This is a genomic window from Bradyrhizobium sp. USDA 10063 (assembly GCF_054063735.1).
In genome coordinates this window covers 6,008,735-6,023,177 of record NZ_JBSSGP010000002.1, presented here as the reverse complement: position 1 = coordinate 6,023,177, position 14,443 = coordinate 6,008,735, and the positions used below count along the sequence as shown (strand labels likewise).

Annotated in this window: 12 protein-coding genes and 1 pseudogene; 8 read left to right on the top strand and 5 right to left on the bottom strand. The window is 64.0% G+C overall.

What is annotated here, in order from left to right; genetic code table 11:
- Positions 1-85 precede the first annotated feature (85 nt).
- Positions 86-2,923: a preprotein translocase subunit SecA gene (gene secA, locus ACVJGD_RS30615; RefSeq protein ID WP_456637715.1), complete on the bottom strand. Its 2,838-nt coding sequence runs from the start codon at positions 2,921-2,923 to the stop codon at positions 86-88.
- 352 nt (positions 2,924-3,275) lie between these two features.
- Between secA and ACVJGD_RS30610 the strand changes: the two genes are divergently transcribed.
- The 3 genes from ACVJGD_RS30610 to ACVJGD_RS30600 all read left to right on the top strand — a co-directional run bounded on the left by ACVJGD_RS30610 (position 3,276) and on the right by ACVJGD_RS30600 (position 6,352).
- Positions 3,276-4,211 carry a peptidylprolyl isomerase gene (locus tag ACVJGD_RS30610; RefSeq protein WP_456637714.1) on the top strand — a complete coding sequence of 312 codons (936 nt, stop codon included), beginning with the start codon at positions 3,276-3,278 and terminating at the stop codon, positions 4,209-4,211.
- Between the two features lie 233 nt (positions 4,212-4,444).
- Positions 4,445-5,704, top strand: a complete 1,260-nt coding sequence (gene argJ, locus ACVJGD_RS30605; RefSeq protein WP_456637713.1) for a bifunctional glutamate N-acetyltransferase/amino-acid acetyltransferase ArgJ — start codon at positions 4,445-4,447, stop codon at positions 5,702-5,704.
- Positions 5,705-5,941: 237 nt separating this feature from the next.
- Positions 5,942-6,352, top strand: coding sequence for a (deoxy)nucleoside triphosphate pyrophosphohydrolase (locus tag ACVJGD_RS30600; protein ID WP_456637712.1), 411 nt, complete (start codon positions 5,942-5,944; stop codon positions 6,350-6,352).
- Positions 6,353-6,459: 107 nt separating this feature from the next.
- Here the strand turns inward: ACVJGD_RS30600 and ACVJGD_RS30595 are convergent, their stop codons facing one another.
- Entirely contained in the window at positions 6,460-7,302 is an 843-nt protein-coding gene (locus ACVJGD_RS30595) for a methyltransferase domain-containing protein (RefSeq protein WP_456637711.1), read from the bottom strand.
- Positions 7,303-7,379: 77 nt separating this feature from the next.
- Between ACVJGD_RS30595 and ACVJGD_RS30590 the strand changes: the two genes are divergently transcribed.
- From ACVJGD_RS30590 to ACVJGD_RS30575, 4 genes are read left to right on the top strand one after another with little or no spacing between them, the layout of a single operon-like run.
- Positions 7,380-8,189: a ComF family protein gene (locus tag ACVJGD_RS30590; protein WP_456637710.1), complete on the top strand. Its 810-nt coding sequence runs from the start codon at positions 7,380-7,382 to the stop codon at positions 8,187-8,189.
- A gap of 29 nt (positions 8,190-8,218) precedes the next feature.
- Positions 8,219-8,491, top strand: a complete 273-nt coding sequence (gene grxC, locus ACVJGD_RS30585) for a glutaredoxin 3 (protein ID WP_456637709.1) — start codon at positions 8,219-8,221, stop codon at positions 8,489-8,491.
- The gene (locus tag ACVJGD_RS30580; protein ID WP_456637708.1) at positions 8,491-9,369 is read left to right on the top strand and encodes a carbon-nitrogen hydrolase family protein; all 879 of its coding nucleotides are present in this window, start codon (positions 8,491-8,493) and stop codon (positions 9,367-9,369) included. Before grxC ends, ACVJGD_RS30580 begins: the two co-directional genes overlap by 1 nt.
- The gene (locus ACVJGD_RS30575) at positions 9,366-9,842 is read left to right on the top strand and encodes a DUF1178 family protein (RefSeq protein WP_456637707.1); all 477 of its coding nucleotides are present in this window, start codon (positions 9,366-9,368) and stop codon (positions 9,840-9,842) included. Before ACVJGD_RS30580 ends, ACVJGD_RS30575 begins: the two co-directional genes overlap by 4 nt.
- A 122-nt stretch (positions 9,843-9,964) precedes the next feature.
- On the opposite strand, the pseudogene ACVJGD_RS30570 reads toward ACVJGD_RS30575, so the two are convergent.
- The 3 genes and pseudogenes from ACVJGD_RS30570 to ACVJGD_RS30560 form a co-directional block, all read right to left on the bottom strand.
- Positions 9,965-10,865 (bottom strand): annotated as a pseudogene (locus ACVJGD_RS30570) (EamA family transporter).
- Positions 10,866-11,089: 224 nt separating this feature from the next.
- Entirely contained in the window at positions 11,090-11,839 is a 750-nt protein-coding gene (ubiG, locus tag ACVJGD_RS30565; protein WP_456637706.1) for a bifunctional 2-polyprenyl-6-hydroxyphenol methylase/3-demethylubiquinol 3-O-methyltransferase UbiG, read from the bottom strand.
- A gap of 13 nt (positions 11,840-11,852) precedes the next feature.
- Positions 11,853-12,320 carry a PH domain-containing protein gene (locus ACVJGD_RS30560; protein WP_456637705.1) on the bottom strand — a complete coding sequence of 156 codons (468 nt, stop codon included), beginning with the start codon at positions 12,318-12,320 and terminating at the stop codon, positions 11,853-11,855.
- 170 nt (positions 12,321-12,490) lie between these two features.
- On the opposite strand from ACVJGD_RS30560, the gene ACVJGD_RS30555 reads away from it, so the two are divergent.
- Entirely contained in the window at positions 12,491-13,744 is a 1,254-nt protein-coding gene (locus ACVJGD_RS30555) for an aspartate kinase (protein ID WP_456637704.1), read from the top strand.
- Positions 13,745-14,443 lie beyond the last annotated feature (699 nt).

Genomic DNA, 14,443 nt, shown 5'->3' with positions numbered 1-14,443 from the left:
CGTCCGCCTCACGTGGGCACCGAGTCCCGCAAAGATCATCGCCGGGTTAACATCGGCGTGAAAATGCAAGGCATCCCGAAACGGCTCACGCATACCGGCCGTGGCAGTGCTTGTACTTCTTGCCGCTGCCGCAGGGGCAATCCTCGTTGCGGCCGACCTTGCCCCAGGTGGTGGGATTGTTGGGATCGCGGTCGGAGGGAGCGGTCTTCGGCACCAGGGAGGCGTTGGCGAAGGACATCTCGTCCTCGCCGGTGTTCGGATCGAACTTGTGCGCTTCCATTGCCGGCAGCACCGGCTGCTGCTCCTCCGGCGGGATGATCTCGACCCGCATCAACTGCGCGGTGACCGCTTCGCGCAGATGCGAGCTCATCTCCTGGAAGAGGTTGAAGGCTTCGGTCTTGTACTCCTGCAGCGGATCGCGCTGGCCGTAGCCGCGCAGGCCGATCACCTGGCGCAGATGGTCGAGCATGATCAGGTGCTCGCGCCAGAGATGGTCGAGCGTCTGCAACAGGATCGTCTTCTCGACGTAGCGCATCACCTCGGGGCCCCATTGCGCAACCTTGGCCGCCATGCGCTCATCGACGTTCTTCTCGATCCGCGCCAGCAATTCCTCGTCGGCGATGCCCTCTTCCTTGGCCCATTCGTCGACCGGCAGGTCGACATCGAGCACGCGCTTCAATTCGTCCTTCAGCCCCGCCGTATCCCACTGCTCGGCATAGGCATGCTCGGGGATGTGCTTGGCCACCAGATCCTCGATGAAGGCGTGGCGCATGTCTGTGACGGTCTCGGCGACACTCTCGTCCTTCATCAATTCGACGCGCTGGTCGAAGATCACCTTGCGCTGGTCGTTCTGGACGTTGTCGAACTTGAGCAGGTTCTTGCGGATGTCGAAGTTGCGCGCCTCGACCTTCTGCTGCGCCTTTTCCAGCGCCTTGTTGATCCAGGGATGGATGATCGCCTCGCCCTCTTTCAGGCCGAGCCGGGTCAGCATGCTGTCGAGCCGGTCGGACCCGAAGATGCGCATCAAATCGTCTTCCAGCGACAGGAAGAATTTCGAGCGGCCGGGGTCGCCCTGACGGCCGGAACGGCCGCGGAGCTGGTTGTCGATACGGCGGGATTCATGCCGCTCGGAGCCGATGATGTAGAGGCCGCCGGGCTTGGTCACCGTCTTCGCCGGCTTGCTGCCTTTCGCCGGTTCGACCTCGACGGCCTCCTCCGCCTTCAAGACGATCTCGCGGAAGCGCTCGATGTCGGCCTTGATCTGCTCGATCTTCTTCGCCTTCTCGGCCTCATCGGTGATGGCGGCGGTCTCCTGCTGGATCCGCATCTCGAGCGAGCCGCCGAGCTTGATGTCGGTACCGCGGCCGGCCATGTTGGTCGCGATCGTGATCGCGCCGGGCACGCCGGCTTCGGCGACGATATAGGCTTCCTGCTCGTGGAAACGCGCGTTGAGCACCGCGAACAGCTTGGCCGGCTTGCCGGCACGGGCCGCGGCATAGAGCTTGTCCAGCGCGCCGTGATTGCCGAAATCGATCTGCTTGTAGCCGTGCTTGCGCAGATACTCGGCCAGCACTTCCGACTTCTCGATCGAAGCGGTGCCGACCAGGACCGGCTGCAGGCGCTTGTTGGCGCGCTCGATCTCGGAAAGGATCGCGGCATATTTTTCGGTCTGCGTGCGATAGACCTCGTCGTCCTCGTCGAGGCGCGCCACCGGCAGGTTGGTCGGGATCTCGACCACCTCGAGCTTGTAGATGTCAAACAATTCGTCGGCCTCGGTCGCGGCCGTGCCGGTCATGCCCGCAAGCTTCTCATACATCCGGAAATAGTTCTGGAAGGTGATCGAAGCGAGCGTCTGGTTCTCCGGCTGGACCTGCACGTGCTCTTTCGCTTCCAGCGCCTGGTGCAGGCCTTCCGAGTAACGGCGGCCCGGCATCATGCGTCCGGTGAACTCGTCGATGATGACGACTTCGCCGTCGCGGACGATGTAATCCTTGTCGCGGGTGAACAGCGTATGGGCGCGCAGCGCCTGGTTGACGTGGTGGACGACCGAGACGTTCTCGACGTCATAGAGGGAATCGCCCTTGAGCTGGCCGGCGTCGCGCAGCAGCGTCTCGAGCTTTTCCATGCCGCCTTCGGTCAGCGTCACCGTGCGCTGCTTCTCGTCGACCTCGTAGTCCTTCTTGTCGAGCTGGGGAAAGAACGTGTCGATGGTGTTGTAGAAATCCGAACGATCGTCGAGCGGACCGGAGATGATGAGCGGCGTCCGCGCCTCGTCGATCAGGATCGAGTCGACTTCGTCGACGATGGCATAATAGTGCCCGCGCTGGACCATGTCCTCCAGGCGGTACTTCATGTTGTCGCGGAGGTAGTCGAAGCCGTATTCGTTGTTGGTGCCGTAGGTGATATCGCAGCCATAGGCGGTCTTGCGCTCGGCATCGTCGAGCCCGTGGACGATGACGCCGGTGCTCATCCCGAGGAAGGAATAGATCTGGCCCATCCAGCCGGCGTCGCGGCGGGCGAGGTAATCGTTGACGGTGACGACATGGACGCCGCGGCCGGCGAGCGCGTTGAGATAGACCGCCAGCGTCGCCACCAGCGTCTTGCCTTCGCCGGTCTTCATCTCGGCGATGTCGCCCTCGTGCAGCACCATGCCGCCGATCAACTGCACATCGAAGTGGCGCTGGCCGAGAGTGCGCTTGGCGGCCTCGCGGACGGTGGCGAAGGCCGGAACCAGGAGGTCGTCGAGCGTCTTGCCGTTCGCCAGCTCCTGCCGGAATTCGGCGGTGCGGGCCTTCAGCGCCTCGTCCGAAAGCTTGGCGAGCTCGGGCTCCAATGCGTTGATGGCGTTGACGCGGGCCTGATATCCCTTCACCCGCCGGTCGTTGGCGGAGCCGAACAATTTGCGGGCGAGCGCGCCGATCATGCGTAGTTCCTGTTCTTCTGCGTTGCAACCGGAGCGTGGTGCAGCCGATTGTCTATCAACTCACCGTGACGCGCCCCGGCAAAGGCCCCAACCTGGGGCCAGATCCGCCAATTGAGTGGGAAGCAAGCAATCCAAGGTTCAACGGCCAAAAACGTAAGCAATATGAGCGCTGTCGCCATTGACACGATGGCGCAGAGATATGGCCCGCCCCGGGGGTTGTCAACGCTCGGCAAGATGTCAAGGAATTCATCATTTTGACAGACTTTTCGCGTTGCCAAGCCGCCTTGATTGGGCGAGTGTCCGCCCCGCTCAAAAGAACGTCCCCCTGTTCGAGACAAGTTAAGGATTTTGCATGACCACCTCGTTCGCCGAAATGAAGCCCGGCTTGCGTGTCGGCCTCGCGTCCCTGGCCGTGACCGGCGCGTTCGCTGCGGTTCTCGCCTTCGGCCTGCCGGTCCGCGCCCAGGATTCCAACCCGGTGCTCGCCAAGGTCAACGGGCAGGAGATCCGCCAGAGCGACGTGGCGATCGCCGAAGAGGAACTCGGGCCGAGCCTGCAGCAGATGGACCCCGCGACGCGGAAGGATAACCTGCTGGCCTTCCTGATCGACATGAAGATCGTCGCCAAGGCCGCCGAGGACAAGAAGGTCGACAATACTGACGAGTTCAAGAAGCGCCTCGCCTTCACCCGCAACCGGCTCCTGATGGACAGCCTGCTCGCCAGCGAGGGCAAGGCCGCGACCACCGACGACGCCATGAAGAAGGTCTATGAGGAGGCGTCCAAGCAGATCACCGGCGAGCAGGAAGTGCATGCCCGCCACATCCTGGTCGAGACCGAGGACGAGGCCAAGGCGATCAAGGCCGAGCTCGCAAAGGGCGCCGATTTCGCCGAGCTCGCCAAGAAGAAGTCGAAGGATCCAGGCGCTTCCGATGGCGGCGATCTCGGCTTCTTCACCAAGGAGCAGATGGTGCCGGAATTCTCCGCCGTCGCCTTCTCGCTCGAGCCGGGCAAGATTTCCGACCCCGTGAAGTCGCAGTTCGGCTGGCACATCATCAAGGTCGAGGAGAAGCGCAACCGCACCGCGCCTCCGTTCGACCAGGTCAAGAGCCAGATCGAGACCTATGTGACCCGCAAGGCACAGGCCGACTATGTCGCCAAGCTGCGCGAGGCCGCCAAGATCGAGCGCATGGACAAGCCGGAAGAGACCGCCAAGAGCGACACCAAGCCTGATACGACGGCCCCCGCCAAGCCGTCCGACTCCAAGATGGCGCCGCCGGCGAAGAAGTAGTTCGGAAGAAGTAGTTAGGTGGTCGTCCCGGGCTTGACCCGGGACCCATAACCACGAGCCTAAGTTGGTGAGGCGCAACCAGCCTCCTCGCAAGACAGATAGATCACGCGGTATGGGTCCCGGCGCAAGGCCGGGACGACACCGTTACCGTGTCACCTGTGTCGCGCGCCCTCTCCCGTTTGGGCAACAGGAATGATACAGAGCGCTTCCCTCCTCGAAGCTGGAAGCTCTCCATGTCCACCGCCGTCTCTCCTCTCGCCCCGACCAACGTTCCCGACATGCCCGCGATCGCGGGCGTCAGGCTTGCGACGGCGGCAGCCGGCATCCGCTATAAGGGGCGCACCGATGTGCTGCTCGCGGTGATGGACAAGGGCACCACGGTTGCCGGCGTCTTCACCAAGTCCAAGTGCCCGTCGGCCCCGGTGGAATGGTGCCGCGCCAAGCTCGGCAAAGGCGGATCTTCCAAGGGAGGATTTGCTCGCGCACTCGTGGTCAATTCCGGCAATGCCAATGCCTTCACCGGCAAGACCGGCAAGCAGGCGACCGCGCTGACCGCGCAGATCGCCGCCAAGGCGGTCGGCTGCGGCGTCAACGAGGTGTTTTTGGCCTCCACCGGCGTGATCGGCGAGCCATTGGATGCGACCAAGTTCGATGGCGTGCTGGCGACGCTGGCCGAGCGAGCTGCGCCCGCCGACTGGATGGGCGCGGCGAAGGCGATCATGACCACCGACACCTTCCCGAAGGTCGCGACCGCGACCGTGAAGCTCGGCAAGGCCAAGGTGACGATCAACGGCATGGCCAAGGGCGCCGGCATGATCGCGCCCGACATGGCGACGATGCTCTCCTTCGTCTTCACCGACGCGCCGCTGTCATCAGCCGCGCTGCAACAGCTCTTGAAGAGCGGGGTCGAGGACACCTTCAACGCCGTCACCATCGATGGCGACACCTCGACATCGGACACGCTGCTGGCATTCGCGACCGGCACCGCTGCTGCTGATGGCGCGCCGAAGATCAGCCGCGCCAGCGATCCGCGCTTGAAAGCGTTCGCCAAGGCGTTCCGCGATGTGCTCGCCGATCTTGCCGAGCAGGTGGCGCGTGACGGCGAGGGCGCGCGAAAACTGGTCGAGATCATCGTCGACGGCGCGACGACCAAAGCTTCCGCACGAAAGATTGCAATGTCGGTGGCGAATTCGCCGCTGGTGAAGACCGCGATCGCGGGCGAGGACGCCAATTGGGGCCGGGTGGTGATGGCGGTCGGCAAGGCCGGCGAGCCCGCCAACCGCGACAAGCTCTCGATCGCCTTCAACGGCATCCGCGTCGCCAAGAGCGGCGCGCGCGATCCCTCCTACAACGAGGCCGAAGTATCGCGGGCGATGAAGCAGCCGAAGATCCAGATCAAGGTCAATCTCGGCCTCGGCAAGGGCCGCGACCGCGTGCTGACCTGCGATCTCACCAAGGAATATGTCGCGATCAACGGCGATTACCGGTCATGACGACAGTGCCAGCCCCTCATCCTGAGGAGCGCGTCTTCGCGCGTCTCGAAGGATGAGGCCCCGCCGGTGGCCTCGCCTTTCGAGACGCCTGCTTCGCAGGCTCCTCAGGGTGAGGGGATAGACGTTGTAGGGTGGGCAAAGCGAAGCGTGCCCACCATTGCGAGCAGAGTGTTGGTGGTGGGCACGCTTCGCTTTGCCACCCTACGATTTAGCTACGATTCAGCGAGCGTGTGGTGCATGACCGATATCAAACTCACCCTCGTGGTTGCCTGCGCGCTTGTCGACGCCGACAAGCGCGTGCTGCTGGCGCAGCGGCCGGTGGGCAAGCCGATGGCGGGGCTGTGGGAATTCCCGGGCGGCAAGGTCGAGGCGGGCGAGCGGCCGGAGGCGACGCTGATCCGCGAATTGCACGAAGAACTCGGCATCACCGTCGCCGAGCCCTGCCTGGCGCCGCTGACCTTTGCGAGCCACGCCTACGAGACGTTTCATCTATTGATGCCGCTCTACATCTGCCGGCGCTGGGACGGCATGGTGATTGCGCGCGAAGGACAGAACCTCGCCTGGGTCCGCGCTAACAAGCTGCGCGACTACGCGATGCCAGCGGCGGACGTTCCGCTGATCCCGCATCTGATTGATTTGTTGTTGTAAGCCCTGGACTCGTCATGGCCGGGCTTTGTCCCGGCCATCCACGTCTTGGAACGTGCAAGAAAGGACGTGGATGCCCGGCACAAGGCCGGCATGACGGAACGCTTGGCTTAGGCTTTCCCCGCTCTCCGCACCGCTTCTTCCAGACTCGCTTTCGCCGAACCCGGCCGCAGCGGTTTGGGCTGGCTTTCATGCGGTGCCCAGCCGGAGAGCCAGATCACGTCGAAGGTGGCGCGGATGCGGCCGTCAGGATCGGCGAAGCGCTCAGTATAGATCTGCGCCATCCGCAATAGCGTGGCGCGGCGGGTCGGAGCGTGGCGCCGCTCGACCAGGATGTTGGTCGCGCCCATGCGCCGCAGTTCCTGCATCAGCGCGAACGCGTTGTCGTAGCGCACCACGATGCGGTCGACATCGGTCACCGGCAGCGCGAGGCCTGCACGCTGCAGCAGCGAGCCGATGTCGCGCAGATCGGCGAATGGCGCGACGCGCGGCGAGACGCCGCCCTCGCATTCGGCTTCGGCCGCGGCAAAGGATTGCCTGAGCTCGGTCAGCGTATCGCCGCCGATCATCGCCGCCAGCAACAGCCCGTCAGGCCTCAGCGCGCGACGGATCTGCGCGAGCACGCCGGGAAGATCGTTGACGAACTGGAAGGCGAGCGCAGAGACTGCGAGATCGAGCGACTGCGGCTGCAGCGGAAGCACTTCGGACGCCTCGAACGCAACCTCGCGGACGGACTTGCATCGCTCGCGCAAGAGATCATGGAGCGCGTTGCCCGGCGTCCAGATGTCGGCGGCATCAACAAACTCGCGTGTAACCGCCTGCAATCGCTCCCTCATGTCCTCGGCAACGCGCTCAAGCAGGAAGGTGACCGGCGCATCGCGCCGCGCGCGCTTCAGCCGCGCCGCGAGCAGCGCGCGGTCAAACAATACAGGTGTGGTCGAGTTTGCGGCCATGCCGGTTGGTACGCCTTGCCCCCGTCGCTGGCAACGCAATGCTTGAGCTGACACGTTCGTGAAGTTACCCTCGTTCCATGGGCGCCGAGGCATCACCATCCCGCTCCATTGCAAGCCATCTGCGCGGCGCGCTGAGCGTTGCGCAGGGAGCATGGACGCATGCGGCACGGCTGGTGCTCGACATCGCGCTGCCGACGCTGTGCGTTTCCTGCCGCGAACCGGTCGATGGCGAGGGTGTCTGCGCCGCCTGCTGGGCCAAATTGTCGTTCATTGCACCACCCTTCTGCCCGCGGCTCGGCATCCCCTTCGTCTACGATCCCGGTCCGGAGCTGCTATCGATGGAGGCGATCGCCAATCCACCGGCCTACCAGCGCGCCCGCGCCGCGGTGCGCTATGACGACGTCGCGCGCACGCTGGTGCACGCATTGAAATACCAGGACCGCACCGATCTGGCGCCGGCAATGGGCCGCTGGATGGCGCGGGCGGGGAAGGAATTGCTCTGCGACGCCGATGTTTTGGTACCAGTTCCCCTGCATTGGCGGCGCGGCTGGAGCCGCCGCTACAACCAATCCGGCACGCTCGCCCGCGTCATTTCGCGCCAGAGCGGCGTTGCGCTCGCCTCCGATGCGCTGCGCCGGGTGCGGCGGACCGAGCAGCAGGTCGGATTGTCGCGGGCGCAGCGGGCAACCAATGTGCAGGGTGCCTTCAAGGTGGCGCCGGACCGTGCCGCCGAAGTCCAGGGTCGCCGCGTGATCCTGATCGATGACGTCCTGACCTCGGGCGCGACGGTTGACGCCTGCGCGCGGGCGCTGCTGCGGGCCAAAGCCGCGCAGGTCGACGTGCTGGTGTTCGCCCGGGTTGTCGATACCCACAAAGCTCCCATATAATCCCGAACAAAATCACAACCGAGCGCGCCATGACCGCTGCGATTGAAATCTATACCCGCCCGGGCTGCGGCTACTGCAGCGCGGCCAAGTCGCTTCTGACCCGCAAGAAGGCGGCCTTCACCGAATTCAACGTCGAGACCGACCCGGCCTATCGCGACGAGATGTATGAGCGGGCCGGCGCCGGTTCGACCTTTCCGCAGATCTTCATCGGCGACACCCATGTCGGCGGCTGCGACGAGCTCTATGCGCTCGACCGCGAGGGCAAGCTCGATGGTCTGCTCGACAGCGAAGGCGTGGCCTGATGAGCGCCGATGGCACCTTCACCGCCGCCATGGTGCAGATGCGCACCTCGCTTCTGCCGGAGCCGAGTCTCGAACAGGGCATGAAACTGGTGCGCGAGGCGGCGGCGCAAGGCGCGGACTATGTGCTCACGCCCGAAGTGAGCAACATGATGCAATTGAACCGCAAGGCGCTGTTCGAGCATCTGGCTTCGGAAGAGGACGACAAGTCGCTGAAGGCCTATCGCGCGCTCGCATCCGAACTGAAGATCCATCTCCATGTCGGCTCGCTGGCGCTGCGCTTCTCGCCGGAGAAGGCTGTCAACCGCTCCTTCCTGATCGGCCCCGACGGCAATCTGCTCGCCAGCTACGACAAGATCCACATGTTCGATATCGATCTGCCCGGCGGCGAGAGCTATCGCGAATCGGCCAATTACCAGCCGGGCGAGACCGCAGTGATCTCCGATCTGCCCTGGGGCCGGATCGGTTTGACGATCTGCTATGATTTGCGCTTCCCGGCGCTCTATCGCGCGCTTGCCGAAAGCGGCGCGTCGTTCCTCACCGTGCCCTCCGCCTTCACCCGCAAGACCGGAGAGGCGCATTGGCATGTTCTGCTCCGCTCCCGCGCGATCGAAACCGGCTGCTTCGTGTTTGCCGCCGCGCAAGCCGGCCTGCACGAGAACAAGCGCGAGACCTATGGCCATTCGCTGATCATTGACCCCTGGGGCGAGATCCTCGCCGAAGGCGGCGTCGAGCCGGGCGTGTTCCTGGCGAAGATCGATCCGGCCAAGGTCGAGACCGCGCGCAGGGCGATCCCCTCGCTGCAGCATGGGCGCCGCTTCACCGTCGCCGACCCCAAGGCAGGTCCGGAGCATCTGCATCTCGTCCGGGGCTCGGCATGATCCGGTACAACCTGCGCTGCGAACGGGGCCACGCCTTCGAAAGCTGGTTCCAGAGTTCGTCGGCCTATGACCAGCAGGTCCGCCGCAAGCTCGTGGCCTGCCCGACCTGCGGCACATCGAAGGTCGAGAAGGCGATCATGGCGCCGCAGATCATCGGCAAGAAAGGCCGGGACAAAGCCGCTCCCGAGCCAGCGCCGGCTACGGCCGCGGAGCCGGCAGCAAGCGAATCGACGCCGCTGATGATGGCGCAGGAGCGCGAGCTGCGCGCCAAGCTGAAGGAATTGCGCGACCACATCGTCAAGAACGCCGACAATGTCGGCGACCGCTTCCCCACCGAAGCGCGCAAGATGCATTACGGCGATATCGAGCACCGCCCGATCTACGGCGAAGCCTCGCCGGAGGAGGCGCGCTCGCTGATCGACGAAGGCGTCGAGGTCTCGCCGCTGCCGGTGCTCCCGGACGACCGCAACTGATACGCCCTCGTCATTCCGGGGCATGCGCAGCATGAACCCGGAATCCATTTCTCCACTTGCGCCTGCCGCCCGATGGATTCCGGGCTCGCGCTACCGCGCGCCCCGGAATGACAAGGCGAGGATCACGCCGCGATCAACAGCGCCACACCGATCACGATCAGGATGATGCCGGAAAGTTCGCGCGGCGAGATCGGCTGCTTGAACGAGTAGTACGCCACGCCCTTGCGCGAACAATACTTCGATCAGCGCCAGCGTTCGCACGTTCGCCGCCGCCGTCAGCGCGAAGGCCAGGAACCAGAACTGCGAGGCGAACGCGCCCATGAAGCCCGCCAGCATCGAAGGCCGCCACAATCCGAGGATCGCCTTGAGCACGCCGGGCGCGCGCAAGAGCAGATAGATCGACAGCACCAGCGTCTGCACGAACAGGCCGAACACCAGCGTGTAGGTCGACGCGGTGACGAAGGAGACGCCGGGCACCGTGATGATCGCGCCGCGAAAGCCGATCGCCGACAGCGCAAAGGCGGCCGCCGCGACCAGGCCGATGATGGTCGGCTTCACTTCCGCAAACCCCTTCTCGCCGCCGGGCCGGAGCGCTGTGATGACGACGCCGATGGTCGCGATCAGGATGGCGATCACCTTGAGCCATGTCAGGTGATCGCCGAGGAAGACGAAGCCGAAGATCGCGGTCTGGATCGCCTCGGTCTTCAGATACGCCGTGGTCACCACGAAGGAGCGCTCGTTCATCGCCAGCAGCATCAAGCCGGTGGCGACGATCTGGCTGAGCGCGCCGAGCAGGAGCCACGGCCAGAACACCGCTGGCGGCCACCGAACGGAATCGCCGGTCGCCACTATGACCAGCGCAAAGAACAGGACCGAGAACGGAAAACCGAACAGGAAGCGGATATTGGTCGCGCCCCAGGTCCCGAGCGGCCCGGTCAGCGACCGCTGCATCGCATTGCGCGCGACCTGCCCGAGCGCAGCGACGATGGTGAAGGGAATCCAGAGCGAGGCAATCGTGAGCATGTGCGGGAGAATCGCGGGCGGGCTGGGAAAACGACGGCACCGTGGCGGGCGTCACGCCCGCGGTCAACATGGACGGTGCATGACAGGATTGCGCTCGGACTACGAATTCCCATCGCCGTCATTGCGAGCGCAGCGAAGCAATCCATGGTGCCACTTGCGGAAACATGGATTGCTTCGTCGCTATCGCTCCTCGCAATGACGGAAATGGGTCCCTGCGCCAGCCCCTACCCCTCCTCCGCGACCACCATGTAGTTCACGTCCATATCCGACGAGATGCCCCATTTGTCGGCGAGCGGGTTGTAGACGACGCCGGCCTGGTCGGTGATGGTGAGGCGGTTCTCTTGCAGGTAGTGCGCGAGTTCGTCGGGGGTGACGAACTTGCTCCATTGATGGGTGCCGCGCGGCAGCCAGCGCAGCACATATTCGGCGCCGACGATCGCGAGCGCAAAGCTCTTCCAGTTGCGGTTCAGGGTCGAGAGCACCATCAAGCCGCCGGGCTTGAGCATCGCCGCGCAGCGCTTCAGGAACACGCCGACATCGGTGACGTGCTCGACCACCTCCATCGCCAGCACGATGTCGAAGCGCTCGCGCGCATCCATCTCCTCCACCGTGGTGCAGCGGTAATCGATCGGCAGATGCCCCTTGTCGGCATGCAGTTTCGCGGCGGCGATGTTGGTGGCGGAGGGATCGATCCCGATCACCTGCGCGCCGAGCCGGGCCAGCGGCTCGCACAATAGCCCGGCGCCGCAGCCGATATCGAGGATGCGCAAACCGGACAGGCAGCTCAGGCTCCTGGCGTTGCGATCGAACTTGCGGCAGGCGGCATCGCGGATATAGCCGAGCCGCAGCGGATTGATCTTGTGCAGCGGCGCCATCTTGCCGCGCGGGTCCCACCACTCCGCCGAGAGTTTCGAGAATTTTGCGACCTCGGCCGGATCGACCGTGGTGCCGGAAAAGTCAGATTGCATGGCCATGTTGCGCGCGCCCCTATCGCGCCGTGATCGAATTGCGGAATGCCAGCGGCGAGGCGATGGTTGGAATCTCCTCCTCTGCCTCACCAACGCTGGAAATCGTTACATCGCCGTAGTTGAGGATACGTCCCAGAATGGATTGTTCCACGTTGACACTGGCGATCTTGTCCAAGCTCATCTCGATGGTCTTCCGCCTTATAAAGCCGGTTTTGTGCACGACGCGCAGATTGGTGACGTCGGTTTCGGTGGTCCAATGGTTGATCCCCGCCATCACCGTCTTGTAGAGCGCCACGATTGCCGCAAGAGCAGCCATCACCAGGCACAGCACCGCCGGCGCACCGGTTGGGACCATATAGGACAAAACCAGGAACACGATCGCCACGACCCAGAGGGCCATCGCCGGCAGGAAGAAAATCCAGTGCGCATTCGTCGAATACAGCACCCTCTCGCCGGGCTGCAGGATCTCGTCGATATAACGCCCCATACAAACGCCTCAGTTACCGCTGCTCCAGCCAGCCCGTGCCCCCGCCGCGGACGGCGCCAGGAACCCGCTTGCCCCCGGCCGCTTCGCTATGTATACGCGCGTTTCAGCCCCCGCGCTTGGTTTAAAGCGCGGGCACTCTACCGATCCTCACAGGGAATGCACGCGTCGTCATGGGCCGCCTCGTGATGAAGTTCGGCGGCACCTCCGTCGCCAATATCGACCGAATCCGCAACGTCGCACGCCATGTCAAACGCGAGGTCGATGCCGGGCACGACGTCGCCGTGGTGGTCTCCGCCATGGCCGGCAAGACCAACGAGCTGGTGGCTTGGTGCAGCGAGGCCTCCCCGATGCACGACGCGCGCGAATATGACGCCATCGTGGCCTCCGGCGAGCAGGTCACCTCCGGTTTGCTCGCGATCGCGCTGCAGAGCATGGGTATCCAGGCGCGCTCCTGGCAGGGCTGGCAGATCCCGATCAAGACCTCCGACGCGCACGCCTCGGCACGCATCCTCGGTATCGACGGCACCGAGATCATGAACCGCTTCAAGGAGCGGAAGGAGGTCGCCGTCATCGCCGGCTTCCAGGGCATCAATCCCGAGACCGGCCGCATCACCACGCTCGGCCGCGGCGGTTCCGATACCTCGGCGGTGGCCATTGCAGCGGCGGTCAAGGCCGACCGCTGCGACATCTATACCGACGTCGACGGCGTCTACACCACCGATCCGCGCGTGGTGCCGAAGGCGCGGCGGCTCGAGAAAATCGCGTTCGAGGACATGCTGGAATTGGCCTCCCAGGGCGCGAAGGTCCTGCAGGTGCGCTCGGTGGAACTCGGCATGGTGCACAACATGCCGATCTTCGTCCGTTCCAGCTTCGACAAGCCCGAAGATATCGACCCGCACGGCATGCCGCCGGGCACGCTGATCTGCAGCGAGGAGGAAATCATGGAAATGCACGTCGTCACCGGCATCGCCTTCTCCAGGGACGAAGCCCAGATTTCCGTGCGCCAGATCGAAGACAAGCCGGGGGTGGCGGCTGCGATCTTCGGCCCGCTCGCGGATGCCAACATCAATGTCGACATGATCGTGCAGAACGTCTCCGAGGACGGCAAGACCACCGATCTGACCTTCACCGTTCCCGCGAGCGACTACACCCGCGCCCGCGACACCATCACCGCGGCCAAGAGCAAGATCGGCTACCAGCGCTTCGACAGCGCCACCGACGTCTCGAAAGTATCTGTCATCGGCAGCGGTATGCGCAGCCATGCCGGCGTCGCGGCCAAGGCCTTTGCCGCGCTCGCCGCGCGCAACATCAACATTCGCGCCATCACCACCTCCGAGATCAAGTTCTCGGTGCTGATCGATGCCGCCTATACCGAGCTTGCGGTGCGTACACTGCACACGCTGTACGGTCTCGACCAGACGTGATCTTCACCTCTCCCGAAATGCGGACAAGTTCCTTACCCTCCCCTGAAAGGGGAGGGTCGACGCGAATGAAATGAGCGGCGGGGGGAGGGGTCACAGTCTCTCCATTGAGACGGTGCCGAGTAGAGAGAGCTGACCCCTCCCCGGTTCGCATTCCGCTACGCTGCATGCGACCCGCCCCTCCCCTTTCAGGGCAGGGCTATCGCATATGGCTGTTTGGTGGCTGTGAACGAGGCGGGCCTCATGGTTCGAGACGCGCCGCAAGCGGCGCTCCTCACCATGAGGGTCTAAGATCCCGCCGCGAAATCAGACCTCATCCTGAGGAGCACGCCCAAGCGTGCGTCTCGAAGGATGGGCCGCGAAGGGACCGCCCACCAAGTTCTATTTCATATGCGATAGCCCTGCCTTTCAGGGGAGGGTGAACGGGCCTCTCCTATGGGAGAGGTGGAACAGCTCGAGCTCACATTTCTCGCGGTTGCGAGTAAGAATTTCTCTTAGCTACCGCAGCATTGGGCTGACAGAGACGTTATACCTTTTGGCAGGCGTTTTGCTTGGCAAAACAAGGCTCGATTGGCTATACGGCCTGATCGGAGGGTGCCGTAAACTGTGTCACAGTCTTGGCGAATCCGATTCGGCAGGGTTGCGAGCTTGCGGCGGCGCCGATGGATAAAATTGTTGGATTAGTCGAGTTTCTCGCCGGCT

Bases quoted from the DNA above. Each gene is read 5' to 3' on its own strand.
- secA (WP_456637715.1), bottom strand. From the start codon at position 2,923: ATGATCGGCGCGCTCGCCCGCAAATTGTTCGGCTCCGCCAACGACCGG.
- ACVJGD_RS30610 (WP_456637714.1), top strand. From the start codon at position 3,276: ATGACCACCTCGTTCGCCGAAATGAAGCCCGGCTTGCGTGTCGGCCTC.
- argJ (WP_456637713.1), top strand. From the start codon at position 4,445: ATGTCCACCGCCGTCTCTCCTCTCGCCCCGACCAACGTTCCCGACATG.
- ACVJGD_RS30600 (WP_456637712.1), top strand. From the start codon at position 5,942: ATGACCGATATCAAACTCACCCTCGTGGTTGCCTGCGCGCTTGTCGAC.
- ACVJGD_RS30595 (WP_456637711.1), bottom strand. From the start codon at position 7,302: ATGGCCGCAAACTCGACCACACCTGTATTGTTTGACCGCGCGCTGCTC.
- ACVJGD_RS30590 (WP_456637710.1), top strand. From the start codon at position 7,380: ATGGGCGCCGAGGCATCACCATCCCGCTCCATTGCAAGCCATCTGCGC.
- grxC (WP_456637709.1), top strand. From the start codon at position 8,219: ATGACCGCTGCGATTGAAATCTATACCCGCCCGGGCTGCGGCTACTGC.
- ACVJGD_RS30580 (WP_456637708.1), top strand. From the start codon at position 8,491: ATGAGCGCCGATGGCACCTTCACCGCCGCCATGGTGCAGATGCGCACC.
- ACVJGD_RS30575 (WP_456637707.1), top strand. From the start codon at position 9,366: ATGATCCGGTACAACCTGCGCTGCGAACGGGGCCACGCCTTCGAAAGC.
- ubiG (WP_456637706.1), bottom strand. From the start codon at position 11,839: ATGGCCATGCAATCTGACTTTTCCGGCACCACGGTCGATCCGGCCGAG.
- ACVJGD_RS30560 (WP_456637705.1), bottom strand. From the start codon at position 12,320: ATGGGGCGTTATATCGACGAGATCCTGCAGCCCGGCGAGAGGGTGCTG.
- ACVJGD_RS30555 (WP_456637704.1), top strand. From the start codon at position 12,491: ATGGGCCGCCTCGTGATGAAGTTCGGCGGCACCTCCGTCGCCAATATC.